The organism is Acinetobacter sp. A22, assembly GCF_030913345.1.
Classification (GTDB): Bacteria; Pseudomonadota; Gammaproteobacteria; order Pseudomonadales; family Moraxellaceae; genus Acinetobacter; species Acinetobacter junii.
The window spans coordinates 1,505,888-1,522,512 of sequence record NZ_CP133162.1 but is presented as its reverse complement, the minus strand read 5'-3'; the positions used below and the strand labels follow the sequence as shown (position 1 = coordinate 1,522,512).

13 protein-coding genes are annotated in these 16,625 nt (G+C 38.0%); 4 read left to right on the top strand and 9 right to left on the bottom strand.

The features are described from left to right. Positions 1-129 precede the first annotated feature (129 nt). Positions 130-954 carry a type I methionyl aminopeptidase gene (map, locus tag Q9Q86_RS07565; RefSeq protein WP_099948900.1) on the bottom strand — a complete coding sequence of 275 codons (825 nt, stop codon included), beginning with the start codon at positions 952-954 and terminating at the stop codon, positions 130-132. A gap of 223 nt (positions 955-1,177) precedes the next feature. Between map and rpsB the strand changes: the two genes are divergently transcribed. Together rpsB and tsf are read left to right on the top strand one after the other, a co-directional pair. After that, positions 1,178-1,930: a 30S ribosomal protein S2 gene (gene rpsB, locus Q9Q86_RS07560; protein ID WP_004912304.1), complete on the top strand. Its 753-nt coding sequence runs from the start codon at positions 1,178-1,180 to the stop codon at positions 1,928-1,930. 137 nt (positions 1,931-2,067) lie between these two features. Next, complete coding sequence (gene tsf, locus Q9Q86_RS07555) at positions 2,068-2,946, top strand: translation elongation factor Ts (protein WP_004955180.1); 879 nt, start codon at positions 2,068-2,070, stop codon at positions 2,944-2,946. Positions 2,947-3,009: 63 nt separating this feature from the next. Here tsf and Q9Q86_RS07550 read toward each other — a convergent pair whose 3' ends face one another. The 8 genes from Q9Q86_RS07550 to gloB form a co-directional block, all read right to left on the bottom strand. Next, positions 3,010-4,251 carry a multifunctional CCA addition/repair protein gene (locus Q9Q86_RS07550; protein ID WP_112987258.1) on the bottom strand — a complete coding sequence of 414 codons (1,242 nt, stop codon included), beginning with the start codon at positions 4,249-4,251 and terminating at the stop codon, positions 3,010-3,012. 94 nt (positions 4,252-4,345) lie between these two features. Further along, the gene (locus Q9Q86_RS07545; protein ID WP_005402331.1) at positions 4,346-6,616 is read right to left on the bottom strand and encodes an NADP-dependent malic enzyme; all 2,271 of its coding nucleotides are present in this window, start codon (positions 6,614-6,616) and stop codon (positions 4,346-4,348) included. A gap of 189 nt (positions 6,617-6,805) precedes the next feature. After that, positions 6,806-9,682, bottom strand: coding sequence for an EAL domain-containing protein (locus tag Q9Q86_RS07540; RefSeq protein WP_112987257.1), 2,877 nt, complete (start codon positions 9,680-9,682; stop codon positions 6,806-6,808). Positions 9,683-9,798: 116 nt separating this feature from the next. Next, positions 9,799-10,518 carry a 16S rRNA (uracil(1498)-N(3))-methyltransferase gene (locus Q9Q86_RS07535; RefSeq protein ID WP_112987256.1) on the bottom strand — a complete coding sequence of 240 codons (720 nt, stop codon included), beginning with the start codon at positions 10,516-10,518 and terminating at the stop codon, positions 9,799-9,801. A 22-nt stretch (positions 10,519-10,540) separates the two neighbouring features. Next, entirely contained in the window at positions 10,541-11,377 is an 837-nt protein-coding gene (metF, locus tag Q9Q86_RS07530; protein WP_004912291.1) for a methylenetetrahydrofolate reductase [NAD(P)H], read from the bottom strand. Positions 11,378-11,451: 74 nt separating this feature from the next. Next, on the bottom strand, positions 11,452-12,834 hold the full coding sequence (ahcY, locus tag Q9Q86_RS07525; RefSeq protein ID WP_112987255.1) for an adenosylhomocysteinase: 1,383 nt from the start codon (positions 12,832-12,834) through the stop codon (positions 11,452-11,454). Positions 12,835-13,132: 298 nt separating this feature from the next. Beyond that, positions 13,133-13,339, bottom strand: coding sequence for a hypothetical protein (locus Q9Q86_RS07520; protein WP_004676939.1), 207 nt, complete (start codon positions 13,337-13,339; stop codon positions 13,133-13,135). Between the two features lie 295 nt (positions 13,340-13,634). Further along, on the bottom strand, positions 13,635-14,366 hold the full coding sequence (gene gloB / locus Q9Q86_RS07515; protein WP_004962988.1) for a hydroxyacylglutathione hydrolase: 732 nt from the start codon (positions 14,364-14,366) through the stop codon (positions 13,635-13,637). A 368-nt stretch (positions 14,367-14,734) separates the two neighbouring features. On the opposite strand from gloB, the gene Q9Q86_RS07510 reads away from it, so the two are divergent. After that, a complete protein-coding gene (locus tag Q9Q86_RS07510) occupies positions 14,735-15,721 on the top strand; it encodes a hypothetical protein (RefSeq protein ID WP_112987254.1) in 987 nt (328 codons plus the stop codon). Continuing rightward, complete coding sequence (locus Q9Q86_RS07505) at positions 15,715-16,584, top strand: histone deacetylase (RefSeq protein ID WP_112987253.1); 870 nt, start codon at positions 15,715-15,717, stop codon at positions 16,582-16,584. Before Q9Q86_RS07510 ends, Q9Q86_RS07505 begins: the two co-directional genes overlap by 7 nt. Positions 16,585-16,625: the final 41 nt, after the last annotated feature.

The following is a 16,625-nucleotide window of genomic DNA, read 5'->3' as shown; positions in this document are numbered from 1 at the left end:
AGAATTTGTATAGATAGAATTTATAATTGTTATTCTTATGAATGTTTTTGTTTAATTTAATTAACTAATAACTTTTTTAAAAGCATAAAAAAAGCTACCGAAGTAGCTTAAATGAAACAAAGAAATCGCTTACATGAAGCGAGATAAATCTTCTTCTGGACGAGCGGTAAGGACTTCAATACCAGTTTGAGTTACTAAAATAGTATGTTCATATTGTGCGGACAACTTATGATCTTTTGTGACAACAGTCCATTTATCACCTAATAATTTTGTTTGCCAAACGCCAGCGTTCACCATTGGTTCAATAGTAAAGGTCATGCCAGCCTCTAAACGCATTCCTGTACCTTTTTGGCCGTAGTGTAGAACTTGTGGTTCATCATGGAACACATTTCCAATACCATGACCACAATATTCTCGAACTACGCTAAAACGCTCAGACTCAACATATTGTTGAATAGCATGTCCGATATCACCTAAATAAGAACCATCACGTACAGTCGCCATACCACGATACATAGCTTCTTGTGCAACCTGACACAAACGGTTTGCCAAAATAGACGTCTCACCACCTACGATATACATCATATTGGTATCGCCGTGATAACCGTCTTTGATTACTGTGACATCAATATTTAGAATATCGCCGTTTTTTAAAATTTTATTTTCAGATGGAATACCATGACAAACGACATGGTTAACAGATGTGCAAATCGAATGTTGAAATGCAGGTCGACCTGGAGCTGCACCATAACCTACACAAGCAGGAATAGCTTCTTGTACATTTTCAATATGATTGCGACAGATTGTATCGAGTTCTAAAGTACTCACTCCCGCTTTAATATGCGGTTTAATCATGTCTAAAACTTCAGCCGCCAATTTCCCCGCGATGCGCATTTTTTCAATTTCATCGGGAGTTTTGATTAATCGACGAGGAGCTGTATAAGTCGTGTTCATGATCTCTAAAAACTTTTGGTAATTCGCAAGCGTCTATGGTATAAATAGCCGCCTATTTTATCAAATGCTTTTCGTGACTATTTTCTAAATAAGAAGTGGTTCGAAAAATTGATAAGTAGTTATACAAAATCCGCACATATATCGTCACATTACTCTGGGTGCCTAGCAATAGGTGGAGAATGCGGATATATGGAGGCCTAACCCAAACTTTAAGGTAAAGAAAATGGCAGATTACAACGTAAGCATGCGCGACCTTCTTCAAGCAGGCGCACACTTTGGTCACCAAACTCGTTTCTGGAACCCAAAAATGCGTCAATACATTTTTGGCGCGCGTAACAAAATTCACATCATCAACCTTGAGCACACTGTTCCTGCGTTAAATGATGCATTGAACTTCGTTAACAACTTGGCGAGCAAAAAGAACAAAGTATTATTCGTTGGTACGAAACGTGCTGCTTCTAACATCATCCGTGAACAAGCTCAACGTGCTGGTCAACCATATGTAGATCACCGTTGGTTAGGTGGTATGTTGACGAACTGGAAAACTCTTCGCCAATCTATCAACCGTTTAAAAGATCTTCAAACTCAATCTCAAGATGGTACTTTTGCTAAGCTTACTAAACGTGAAGCTTTAGAGCGTACTCGTGAGATGGACAAGCTTGAACGTGCTTTAGGCGGCGTTAAGAACATGGGTGGTTTACCTGACGCATTATTTGTAATCGATGTTGACCACGAAGCGATTGCAATCAAAGAAGCTAAAAACTTAGGTATTCCTGTAATCGGTATCGTTGATACAAACTCAAACCCAGATAACGTAGATTACGTTATTCCTGGTAACGATGATGCGATCCGTGCAGTAACGTTATACGCTTCAGCTATGGCTGACGCTATCATTGCTGGTAAAGAATACGCTCAATCACAAGCGAACGCTCAAGCAAAAGGCGATGACGCTGCGAAAGACGCTTCTGAGGCTTAATGCGTTTTGACGCAAGCTTGTCATTTTTGCGACATGTAATGGTGGCAAATTAAAGCGTCGAGATTGCAAACGGTCCAGAGTTTCTTTGGGCCGTTTTTGTTGAACAGATTTATTTTCTACCGATTTAGGAGATCAACATGACTGCAATTACTGCAAGCATGGTAAAAGAATTACGTGACCGTACTGGTCTTGCAATGATGGAATGCAAAAAAGCATTAACAGAAGCAAACGGCGACATCGAACTTGCAATTGATAACCTTCGTAAATCAGGTCAAGCAAAAGCAGCTAAAAAAGCTGGTAACATTGCTGCTGATGGTGCGATCACGATCATTCAAAACGGTAACAAAGCGATTCTTGTTGAAGTTAACTGTCAAACTGACTTCGTTGCTAAAGACGACAACTTCAAAAACTTCTCTGACAAAGTTGCTACAGCTGCTCTTGCTGCTGGCGAAACTGATGCAGCAAAAATTGCTGAACTTAAGCTTGAAGACGGTGCTACTGTAGAAGAAGCTCGTGTTGCGCTTGTTCAAAAAATCGGTGAAAACATCCAAGTTCGTCGTGCACAAATCGTTGAAGGCGAAAACTTAGCTGTTTACAAGCACGGTTTAAAAATCGGTGTTGTTGTTTCTTATACAGGTGATGCAGACACTGGTAAAGGTATTGCAATGCACGTTGCTGCGTTCAACCCAGTTGCAGTTAATGCTGAAGCTGTTCCAGCTGACTTAATCGCTAAAGAGAAAGAAATTGCTGAAGCGAAAGCGTTAGAATCTGGCAAGCCAGCAAACATCGTTGAGAAAATGGTAACTGGTTCAGTAGAAAAATACTTGAACGAAGTTGCTCTTGATCGTCAAATGTATGTTATCGACAACGACAAGAAAGTTGCTGATGTATTAAAAGCAACTGGTACAGTTGTAGCTCAATTCGTTCGTTTCGAAGTAGGCGAAGGTATTGAGAAGAAAGCTGAAATGAGCTTTGCTGATGAAGTTGCTGCTGCTCAAGCTGCTGCTGCTCAATAATTTTTATTGAATCAGTAAAATAAAAAAACCCAGTCATTTTGACTGGGTTTTTTTTATGCAAAATTATGATGCAGATGATGGCTCATCATGCTGTTCTTTAAATTTAGCCAAAGCATCAATGCGATATTGAATCAACATTTCACCTATTTCAACACCTTGAATATCTGGCGGTAAATCTTGAGCGCGTATTTTTCTCACAATTTCCATCGCATCTAAGATGTATTGTGCTTGTGGATAGGGGCGATTCTCTAAACCTAAACGACCTTTGGCATCACATTCACATGCCTGAACAAATGCCTGAACTTTCTCAGGTTTGCGTAATACATCTAAACGTTGTAATAAGCGCCATAGCGTGCCAGGTTTAAGGTTTTTGGCTTGGTGACATTTTAAATGTTCTTTACAAACGATAAGCGCCAAGTTCTTGAGCTGTGTAGGAACTTTTAAGCGATCAGAAATATCACCAACAGGTTTTAAACCTCTTTCTTCATGCATAATATGCTTGGGTAATTCCTCAGCAGGTGTGAGCGCCTTCCCTAAATCATGTACAAGTACTGCATAACGAACGTCTAGGGCGTAATTTGCTAAACAAGCTTGTCGTAATGACATTAATGTATGAATACCACAGTCAATTTCTGGGTGGAATTCGGGGCGTTGTGGGACACCAAATAATGCATCTATCTCAGGAAACAAAACTTTGAGAGCATTACAGTCTTTGAGTGTTTGAAAGTACACATCGGCATGATCTTCCATCAATGCACGAGAGGTTTCTTTCCAAACCCGTTCAGGTGTTAGTGCATCTAATTCACCAGAACTTGCGATTTCACTCATTAGGTTTAATGTTTCTTCAGCAATCTTAAATCCGTAAGCTGTATAACGTGCAGCAAATCTTGCAACGCGTAAAACACGGAGTGGATCTTCAATAAAAGCATCCGAGACATGACGAAGAATTTTTTGGTTAAGATCATCTTGACCACCATAGGGATCATAAATGTTTCCATTTTCATCCATTGCCATTGCATTGATGGTGAGATCACGACGTATTAAGTCTTCTTCTAATTTGACTGTTTTATCGGTATGAAATTGAAATCCATGATATCCCACGCCAGACTTACGTTCTGTACGCGCGAGAGCATATTCTTCTTTTGTTTTTGGATGAAGAAATACAGGGAAGTCTTTACCTACAGGTTGAAATCCATCTGCGAGTAATTGTTCGGGTGTTGCTCCGACCACCACGTAATCTTTTTCGTGATAGGGGTGCCCAAGTAAATGATCTCTGACAGCACCGCCTACTAAATAAACTTGCATAAAAAACCTCTATTCTTCACACAATCATGCAACAGAATAGAGGTTTTCTCAAGCATTAAGCGAAGCTTTTCTCGAAAAGCTCTGCTTAAGATAATTAGTTTTGACTTTGTTGAATTTCTGCAACCGTCAATGCTGTCATATTAACTAAACGACGTGTTGTTGCCGTTGGGGTTAAGATATGAACTGGCTTAGCAGCACCTAATAAAATAGGACCAATAGTAACGTTGTTACCAGAAGTTGCTTTTAAGAGGTTAAATGAAATATTCGCTGCATCAAGATTAGGCATGATCAAAAGATTTGCTGAACCTTTAAAACGTGAGTTCGGGAATGCAAAATGACGAATATTGTCGTCTAATGCTGCATCACCATGCATTTCACCTTCAACTTCAAGCTCAGGAGCTTGTTCTGAAAGTAAACGGAAGACTTCACGCATCTTTTGAGCACTTGGGTCAAACTGATCACTACCAAAACTAGAGTGAGAAAGCAGAGCAACACGAGGTGTCATACCAAAGCGACGAACTTCTTCAGCAGCTAAAATTGTCATTTCAGCAAGCTGTTCAGCAGTAGGGTTAGTATTTACATAGGTATCAGCAATAAATAAGTTGCGATCTTCAAGCATCAGCGCATTTAAAGTAAAGAATGTACTGCGACCTTCTTTTAGTCCAATGACATTTTTAACGAAATCTAAATGGATATCGTAGCTTGAATAAGTACCGCACAACATACCATCTGCTTTGCCAAACTTCACCATCAAAGCAGCGATTAGTGTTGAGCGACGACGTGCTTCACGCTGAGCATACTCAACTGTTACGCCTTTGCGCTGCATCGTTTGATAATAGTCTTTCCAGAACTCTTCATATAAAGGGTTTTGTTCCTGATCAGCGATTTCAATGTTTACGCCATGTTGTAAGCGTAAGCCTAATTTCTTGATATTCGCTTCGATCACAGTTGTACGACCAATCAGGATTGGTTTAGCAAGACCTTCATCAACAACGATTTGTACTGCACGTAATACGCGTTCGTCTTCGCCTTCAGCATAAGCAATGCGTTTAGGATCAGATTTAGCTTGAGAGAAAATAGGCTTCATCAAGAATGCTGAGTTGTATACAAACTCAGAAAGACGCTGACGGTAAGCAGAAAAATCTTCGATAGGACGAGTCGCTACACCTGAATCCATCGCTGCTTTAGCTACCGCTGGCGCAATTTCAAGAATCAAGCGTTGATCAAGTGGGCGAGGAATTAAATAATTACGACCAAAAGATGCTGATTTCTCACCATACGTTGCAGCATCCGCTTCAACATGGGCCATGCGAGCGATTGCATGTACACATGCGATCTTCATTTCCTCATTAATTGTAGTTGCACCGACGTCTAGTGCACCACGGAAGATATATGGGAAACAAAGCGCGTTGTTTACTTGGTTAGGATAGTCTGAACGACCAGTTGCCATAATGACATCAGGGCGAACTTCATGTGCGTGTTCAGGCAAAATTTCCGGATCTGGGTTAGCTAATGCAAAGATAATTGGGTTTTCAGCCATTTCTTTAACCATTTCTTTGGTTAAAATGCCAGCTGCTGAAAGACCTAAGAACATGTCAGCGCCAGCCATTACTTCATGTAATTGCGTTGCTTGAATGTCTTGTACATAACGTTTCTTTGATTCATCTAGACCATCACGTGAAGTTGTAAGCAAACCACGAGAGTCAGCTACGGTGATATTTTGTTTATTTACACCGAGTGCACACAATAAATCTAAACAAGAGATGGCAGCTGCACCCGCACCTGAAGCGACAATTTTAATATCTTCGATTTTTTTATTTACGATTTGCAATGCATTTAGAAGTGCAGAACCAACAATAATACTTGTACCGTGTTGGTCATCATGGAACACAGGAATTTTCATGCGTTCGCGTAATTTTTTCTCGATATAGAAACATTCAGGTGCTTTGATATCTTCTAGATTGATACCACCAAATGTTGGTTCAAGAGATGCCACGATATCGACGATTTTATCCGGATCATTTTCAGCGATTTCGATGTCGAAAACATCAACGCCAGCAAACTTCTTGAATAAAACGCCTTTACCTTCCATTACAGGTTTAGAGGCAAGAGGACCAATATTACCTAAACCAAGCACGGCGGTACCATTACTCACGACTGCGACTAGGTTTCCGCGAGCTGTGTATTTCGCAGCAGCAGAAGGGTCACGTTCGATTTCCAAACATGGAGCAGCAACACCAGGAGAATATGCAAGCGCTAAATCTCGTTGGTTAACGAGTTGCTTGCTAGGTGTCACACTGATTTTTCCTGGGGTTGGAAATTCATGGTAATACAAAGCGGCTTGTTTTAAAGATTGATCGTCCATCTGAGTCTCGATTGTTCCGATAATAATCAGGATATATGTCTGATTATTATATTAAGATAAGTGCACAAGAATATAGCACTAGTTCACGCATTCGCCCAGTCAAAATAGCTTATTTTCACTGAACGTATATGCTTATTGACAATTTATTTTTTGATCAAAATAAACATTCAAAAAGCTCGAATTGTAACGTTATATGGAATATCTCGCGGTTGACATTCTCATGTGTTGTTGCAAGTAGTCTGTAGCATCCGAAGCAGTTAAAGGTTTCGCAAATAAGTAACCCTGTAATATGTCACAATTTTGTCGCTTCAAGTAGTCACGTTGCTGTTCAGTTTCTACACCTTCAGCAACAACTTTTAAGCCAATGGTTTTACCCATTGCAATCATGGCATTAACTATCGCATCTTGCTTTGGATCACCAATTTTTGAAATGAATGCACGGTCAATTTTTAAAATGTCAATTGGATATTCGGTTAGGTAGGCGAGTGAAGAATAACCAGTCCCGAAGTCATCTAATGCAATTGAAATATTACGTTCTTTGAGTGCACAAAGCACCATTTTTACGTTTTCAGTATTTTCTAAAAACGCAGATTCAGTGATTTCTAATTCAAGATTTTCCCCACCAATTGAGTATTGATCTAACACAGCATCAATATCTTGAAGCAATTGTCCCCGCAAGATTTGTTGAGCAACAATGTTCACAGCAACGTGTATGTGGACAAAGCCAAGTTTTTGCCAAACTTGAAGTTGACGAGCTGCCTCATAAAGTACAAAACGACCAATATCAGAAATTAGACTTGTACTTTCAGCAACTGGAATAAAGATGTCAGGCATGATTAAGCCTTTTGTTGGATGCTTCCAACGAATCAGAGCTTCAAAACCTGTAATATTGGAATTTTGAGTATTTATCTTTGGTTGGTAATACACCACAAGTTCTTTATTTTGAATTGCTTTTCTTAGATCAAGCTCTAAATCCGTATGCTTAGCCACAAAGTTTGTGCGTTCGCTTGAGTAATAACGGATGGTATTTCCACCTAAACGTTTGGCTTCTGTGAGTGCTTGTTCTGCGTGAGTATTTAAATTATCTACTTGACGTCCATGCTCAGGGTAAATTGCAACACCAATCGAGATACTAACCACATGTTCTTGATCTGCAATGTAGAAAGGTTTGCTAAAGGCTTCCACGATATTATTGCAAATTTGATGAATTGGAGGGTGCAAAGGGGACATTTCATAGATGATTGCAAAATCATCAGCACTTAAATGAGCGACCAATAATGCATCTATATTGCTGATTCGTAGGCGTTGTGCAACTTGTTTTAAAAGCTCATTACCAGCTTGATTACTTAATAATTCATTTAATGCACGGAATCGATCTATATTTAAGCGAATGACGGCTAGATGCTGAATCGATGCTTCATTTACCAAGTATTGATGGAGTTGTTGATGGTAATAAAAGCGATTTGGTAGATCAGTTAAAGTGTCATAATTGGTTAAATATGATAAGCGTTGTTCTTGGTGTTTACGTTCACTTTGATCTGAAACGATACCGATATAATTTAATACTCGATCAGACTCATCTTTAACTGCATTGATATGTATCCAAAGAAAACAAGATTTTTCAGATAGATAGGTTTCTTGGAACTCTCCTTCATATTCAAATTCTTCATGTAAAGTATCGAGAATAGAGAGATGAAAATTTAAGTGATGTTGTTTAGTCTGTTTTGTGATTTCGAATAAATGTTTATTCAAAATATATTGTTTGTCTAAACCAGTAAGTTGTTCATATTTTGGATTGACTTCAAGATAGTTAAAGTTTTCATCTAGAATAAAAATACCTTCAGATGCTTGTTCAAAAACACTTGCGGCTAATTTTAGTCGTTCTTGATCTTTCTTTTCTTGATTAATGTCTCGATGAATACCAACCATTCTAAGTGGTGTACCGTCTTTTGGATTTCGCTGAATCACCTGACCAACATCATGAATCCAACTCCAATCACCATTCGAACGTTTTATTCTGAAGGTTTCTTCATAACGTTTGGTTTGACCACACAAATGACTATGTATCGTATTTTTTACACGTTCAGCATCATCAGGATGAACGATTTTACTCAATAGTTCGTAATGATTCTCTGAATTGCGTGTCACTTCTTTTTGGTGAGAATTTGTTACACCAACCGTATTCTCTTCAAGATTCCATTCCCATGGACGGATTCCAGCAGTTTCATGCGCAAATGCTAAATTTTGACGATGCTCTTCGAGTCGCTCATTCATCTTAGTAAGATCGTATGTCCGTTCACGTACTTTCTGTTCCAATAAATGGTTGTTGAATTGCAGTTGTGCCTCGATATCTTTAGATTTATTTACTTCTCGCTGCAATTGTTGGCATAGCTCTTCAGTCCATTGGTTATGTTGTTCTGCAACATCTATCAGTTGCTTATTTTTTTCAAGGACTTGAAAGAAACGTTTATGAATTTTGAATGTTGCATGTGCACATAATAAAGTTGCAACAAAAGAAAAATAATAGGCTACATAAAACAAAGTATGTTCTTGGTCTCTATTTATAATTTGAGAAAGAACAAGAGGGAGAACACTAGGAATAAAAAACAAGAAAAAATAGCGAATATGCTGTGTTAAAAAGGTCAGCGAAATAATGTGTGATGATGTGAGGAGTAGTGCAGTTAATGTGAGAATATGAGAGTGTGAGAGATGGGGAACATCTTTAATAAGCAGTTGGCTAATAACCACAGTGCCTACACCCATTAAGCTACCTATACAAAGACAAATCAGTTGAAAAGTCAGATTGGTTTTTTTAGCATGACGAACGGATGTGTAATGTTTAAGCGAGAAGTTGCAGATAATTAAAAAAATACTTAATACAATTAGTGAACTTATTGTCCAAATAGAGAAGATGTTTAAATCAAATGAATAGAAAAAACCGAATAAAAAATAATCGATTAAAATAATGAAGATTACGCTTACAACAAATAGACGTATATGATTAGGATAATTAATCTGATCCGTATATATAAATTGTGGCAAATTTTTTTCCAGAACCCCTGACATATAAAGAATAATCCTTTTCGTTTTTTATCAGTGTTCACAGTCTTTATTTTTTTGTAAACACTATAGAGTTTTGTTTTAAATTAACGCTAAAGACAACTGAAAGCAAATGAAATGCATCAATTGCTAGCAAAGTGATAATTTAAAATTGATAAAGCCACGACTGGAGCTGTTTCTGTCCTTAGAACACGATCTCCGATACACCAATTTACAAATCCATGTTGATTCGATAGCCCAATTTCTGATTCACTCAGACCACCTTCTGGGCCAATCAATAAAGCGAGTTCTGGTTGTGCATCTAGTAATACATTTTTCTGATCTTTGTTCGGCGCCATTACAAAACGCGATATTGGCAGATCTGTTTGAATCCATTCTTCGATTGAAATTGGAGCTAAAACTTTGGGCACAATATTCATCCCACATTGTTCACAAGCTGCGACTGCAACTGATTGCCAATGGTCTAATTTCTTTTGATCACGGTCATATTTAAGACGCATTTCACAACGATCACTGGTTAATAATTGAATCGTTGTCACACCAAGTTCAGTTGCTTTTTGAATCGCATAATCCATGCGATCACCTTTGCTCATCACTTGACCCAAAATCACCTTGAATGGTGCAGTTCGATCGATTTCTTCAAAATGATCAACAGATACGAAAGCATTTTTCTTGTTAATTTCAGTTAGCGTTACACGATATTCACCACCTTTTCCATTAAAAAAGATGGCTTTTTCTTGTACTTTCGCACGAAGTACACGAACCCAATGATGAAATACTGACTCGGTTAATTCAATCGTGTTGCCAGTATTTAATTTAGTTTCGATATAAAAACGATTCATGCTTGGGTCGTGCTCGTAGAAATTAGTTTAAACCTAAATCAACAACAAGTTGTCGGGTTGGTTCAGTTTGGTTCATTGAGTAAAAATGTAGCGTAGGTGCTCCACCAGCAATTAAGCGTTCACAAAGGTTAACGATGACTTCGTGACCAAATGCTTTAATGCTTGCGCTGTCATCACCATAAGCTGCAAGTTGCTTGCGAATCCAACGTGGGATTTCTGCACCTGTACCATCCGCAAAACGAATCAAGTTGCTTGCATTTGTGATCGGCATAATACCCGGTGCGATAGGAATATTAATTCCTGATTTCGCTAAGCGTTCGATGAAATAGAAATATGCATCAGGATTAAAGAAGAATTGGGTAATTCCTGCATTTGCGCCAGCTTGTACTTTTTCGACGAACCGTTGGATGTCTGCATCAAAACTTTCAGCTTGTGGATGCATTTCAGGATACGCAGCAACTTCGATATGGAAATGATCACCTGAATGTTCGCGTATGAATCGAACTAAGTCTTGAGCATACGGAAGTTCACCTAAGCCAACCTGACCAGAAGGCAAGTCACCTCTTAGTGCAACGATGCGGTCAATTCCTTGTGATTTGTAAAGATCAAGAAGTTCAGCAATACGTGCTTTGTCGTCACCAATACATGAAAGGTGAGGTGCAACTGGTGTGCCCTTACCATTAAAATCATTAATCGCTGCCAAAGTGCGTTCACGGGTTGAGCCACCAGCACCATAAGTAATAGAAAAAAACTCAGGGTTGAGAAGTTGTAACTCTTGATGAACAACACGTAATTTTTCTGCACCAGCATCAGTTTTCGGTGGGAAAAACTCGAAAGAAATAGGCACTCGTTTCGTCATTTCAAATCCTTTTATAAATTACTGAGAAGATTTTATAAAAAAGGGCAGTCCGTGAAACGTCTGCCCTAATTGTCTTAGTATTTATAAGCGTCAGATTTGAATGGGCCTTCAACAGGTACACCTAGATAATCAGCTTGAACTTGAGTTAATTGAGTTACTACACCACCAAAGCCTGCAACCATTGCCGCTGCAACTTCTTCGTCTAATTTCTTAGGAAGAACTTCAACACGAATCGCCGCTTGCTTTTGATCAGCTGGTAAATCTGCAAATTTCTCAGCGAAAAGATGCATTTGTGCGAGCACTTGGTTTGCAAAAGAACCATCCATAACACGTGATGGGTGACCTGTTGCATTTCCAAGGTTCACTAAACGACCTTCAGATAAAAGGATGAGATAGTTATTTTCATCTTCTGAGCGGTACACTTGGTGAACTTGAGGCTTCACTTCAACCCATTTATAACCACGTAAGTATGCCGTGTCGATTTCAGTATCAAAGTGACCAATATTACATACCACAGCACCAGCTTTTAAACTGTCTAACATCGCTGAATCACATACGTGGTAGTTACCAGTAGTTGTGACAACAAGGTCAGTATTTGATAACAAGTCTTGGTTAATGTCTTCTTTCTTGCCAGATTGAACGCCATTTTTATATGGAGAAACAACCTCGTAACCATCCATACATGCTTGCATTGCACAGATTGGATCCACTTCTGTCACACGAACAATCATGCCTTCTTGACGTAAAGACTGAGCTGAACCTTTACCTACATCGCCATAACCAATCACTAAAGCGCGGCGACCAGAAAGTAACATATCAGTTGCACGTTTGATTGCATCATTTAATGAGTGACGGCAACCATATTTGTTGTCGTTTTTAGACTTAGTAATCGAGTCATTAACGTTGATTGCAGGAACTTTAAGAGAACCATCTTTCCACATTTCCAACAAACGTTGTACACCTGTTGTGGTCTCTTCAGTAATACCGTGGATGCGCTCTAAAAGAGCAGGGTATTTGTCATGAACAAGTGCAGTCAAGTCACCGCCATCGTCCAAAATCATGTTGGCATCCCAAGGTTTGCCGTTCACATTGATTTGTTGTTCTAAGCACCATACATATTCTTCTTCAGTTTCGCCTTTCCAAGCAAAAACAGGAATACCACGAGCAGCAATTGCAGCAGCAGCATGGTCTTGTGTTGAGAAGATGTTACATGAAGTCCAACGAACTTCTGCACCGAGTTCAATCAAAGTTTCAATAAGAACTGCTGTTTGGATTGTCATATGAATACAACCCAAAATTTTAGCGCCAGCAAGTGGTTTAGCAGCTGCATAACGCTTACGTAAGCCGATCAAAGCTGGCATTTCTGCTTCAGCAAGTTTGATCTCTTTACGACCGTAGTCAGCAAGGGAAATATCAGCAACTTTATAATCTGTAAATGAAGCATTCACCGCGTTCATCAGGATCTCCTAGAAAAAATAGTATTGATCATTCAGTTCGCGGATGCCGTTGTTGGTTAAAACGAATGTTTAACCGATCGTCGAGCCTAGCATGTGATTTATAGTCATAAATCAAATGTCGCAGCATCCCTCGACTAGGACATTATAATACTTGGAAAACTGTTTTGTTCCAATGTTATTTTTTCGAGAGATGGTTATAAAGTGAGAGATTGAAATTAAAAAAGCAAAGTTTGATTAGGTCTCTTTTATGCTTTAGGGCTTCATGTCCGTTTGAAACCCTAAATAATTAGCATGAACATTATGCTTTTAAATGGTCTTCAAATTCTTCACCGAGTTGCATTGCTAAAGCATTTCCTGATAAGTCACCTGTAACCAAGCCGTATTCTTTTTTAAAACTGAAAGTGAACCCGCGATTGTCTGCTAAATTTTTCACCGAATAACCTAATTTTTCTAACCAAATACGGAAAGCCAATAAATTTTTTGCTTTAACAACTCTGTTTTTCATAACCAGTACTCCTTGTGAATCATTATTCATTAATAGGGGTTGATGAATTTTTTTTAAAGGGGGATTGCATATATTTATTTTTCTAGATGTAAATAATGTAAAACTAGAGTAAATTTTTAATACTAATTTTTGAGAATTAAAAAATAAATAATTGTATTATATTGAAAAATAAATTATTAAAGTGATATTTGATAAGCTGAAAAGCAATAAATCTGGGAAAATATATGTAAAAAATAATTTCATTTTCCATAATGTTGTTAGGTTGGAAAATGAAATTATTGATTAACCTAAAATTTTAAAATTGATCTTTCAGACTGCGAATGCGAGCAAACTCTTCAGCATTTTCTGTGCGTAAAAATGGATTGGTTTCTAGCTCAAGTTCTATCGTAGAGGGTAGGGTGATTTGATCTGATTCTCTTAGCATTTTTACTTGCTCGAAACGTTCTTGAAGAACAACATTGTGAGGTTCTATGGTTAACGCAAATTCAGCATTCGAAAGTGTATATTCATGAGTACAATATACTTTTGTCTGAATAGGTAAAGCTGCCAATCTATTCAATGAATGATACATTTGCTCAGCAGTACCTTCAAATAAGCGACCGCATCCCATTGCAAACAAAGTATCTCCACAAAACAAAGAATCTATTTCTTCAATAAAATAAGTGATATGACCTAAAGTATGTCCAGGAGTTGCAATCACTTCAATTTTTAAATCATTAAAGAAAAAATGATAATCATGCTGTAAAGGGTTTGAAAGGTAGGGAATTTTGCTGAGTTCATCACGCGGACCATAAACCAATATGTTTTGCTCAGCCAACAAGCCTTCTACGCCATTTGTATGATCAGGATGCCAATGCGTCAGCCAAATTTGTTTAAGGTGTAATTGATGTGTTTCACAAAAATCCGTGACTAGTTTCGCTTCTGTTGGATCTACAACAATCACTTCATTTGTACGTGTATCTTCTAACAACCAAATGTAATTTTTTAGGTTGTTTTTAACATCGATAACGTGGATTTTGTATTGCATAAACCATCCCTAAACAGTTATTAAAATAACTTTTGTAGATCAATCAGAAAATCATTACTTAACAGTGTAAGTCCAAATTGTGACAAGTGCAAAAGCATGAACATCTTATCAGGTGAGTTATTGACCTTTCACGTCATTATATGACCTATCTAATCTAGGGTTGAATTTAAGGTTGACAAGTGTAGTAAATTGCATGAATATGAGATCAGAAGTCTTTATAAGATCATGATTTTTATGGGGCTTTGACAAAGAACGGAAACTCGATATTTGAATAATAAACTCGAGCTGATATATCTAAATAAATAATTATGAATAAATGAAAGGGATGAAGTGGTGCTTGTGGGATATAAGAAGAATGAGGAGGGATTATGTCTGAATTAGTTGATCATGAAGTTGTCACTATTTTTAAAAAATATTTGCATCCCTTATCAGCAAAACTCACTGAAATGTTGAATGAACATTTCAGCCATCAAACTGAAAGACGGGGATGTGGTTATACACAAGCCACACGGGTAATAGCGGAGTTTGTTTCACAACCACGTGATTTAATTGGCTTTCAAGACTTACGCATTTTTGATGACTACGATACCAAAGCACTAAGAAATATTTTAAATCAATCTTCGTCATATGGTTTGGAGTTATCTACATGGCGCAATTTGGATCAAAATCCACAAGTGATTGAGAGTTTAACTCGTTTGAATCCCCAAGAAACATTTACCCAAAACCTACAACAAGAATATGATTTTCAATCGAAATTAAGAACACTACATCAATATGCAGAGTTAGAAGAAAGTATACTGATATGTCAGTTACTTGCAGATATTATTCTTCCACAAGATTCAACAGCCTTAGATATGATTGAATGTCTTGCGCTGACCGAGAAGCCTAAAGTAGGTTCCTGTCCTATGGCGGAGAAGTTCTTTTTAAGAATTGCACATCATCGACTTCTTAGACAAGGCGAGATAAATATTTTTGTAGATGAACATGATCAACCGATAATGATGGAAAAAATGAATATGGGTGATAATCATTCCTGTATCAGTTTAGTTCCTTTGATCATGAATGGTGTACGGTTACCAGCAGGGAGTCTGTTTTCTGCGCAATATGAGATAGAGAACTTAGAGAAATCAAAAAATAAACAATATAAAGGTTATGTGATTCCGATTTCTCAGATGAATGGTTTTTGGTTTTTAAGACTGACGACAATCGCTGTATCTCCTCAAAATCGAGCGCGTGCTTTTGGTTATCATTTCAAGCAACAAGTCGATAACGGGCTATTTAGACCTGATTCAACTGAATTGAGTCAATTGATGGAAATTGCTCGAGATCAGTTATGCGTAGAGCATCCATGCTAAAAGCTTGTTATTCACCTCGATATTACGCAAAGACACATACCAACAGTATGGAGAAGCTTTCAGCTGTGGCGGAGGTCTTGCACCACCAACAAATGGTAGAATTTGTTGATCCTGGAATAATAGATGTTGAGATTTTAAAAAAGTTACACAACCCTCAGTTTGTTGACGCCTTTGTAACAGGTGAAAGTTCTTTCGCAACTATCCAAGGATTTAAACCGTGGAATGAACAATTGCGTGATGCAATTTTGTCAGTACAAGCAGGACAGTTGGTTGCTGCTGAGATCGCTTTTAAAGAGGGTGTGGCAGCCAATATCGCCCAAGGTTTTCATCATGCTAGTTATGAGTCGGGTGCTGCATATTGTACTTTTAATGGTCTAGCATTGGTGGCAAAACAATATCCAGAAAAGCGCATTTTTATTTTGGATTGTGACCAACACGGTGGTGATGGTACTGCCATTTTTACTAACCGCCTGAGTAATCTTGTGAATTTTGGAATTTTTGGGATTCGATTTGGTTGTAAAGCTGGTGAGCGTAGTCTGACGCGCTATATACATCCTAAACAAGGGAATTTTGATTTATATCGTGAAGCTGTATATGAGGCATTTCAATACGCTTCTCGTTGGGAAGCAGACTTAATTATTTATCAAGCAGGGATGGATTGTCATCAACATGATAAGTATGGGTCTAAATGGTTTACGACAGAATTGTTATATGCTCGAGACTATTTGGTTTTTGATATGGCAAAAAAAATGAAAATCCCAATTTTGTTCGTTTTGGCTGGTGGATATCAACAATTAGAGGATTTGGTACCATTACATGTAAATACTTTCAAGGCTGCAAATGAGATTTACTATCCTATGTAAATAAAAAACTCTCAAAATAAACTAAGATTATTTTGAGAGTT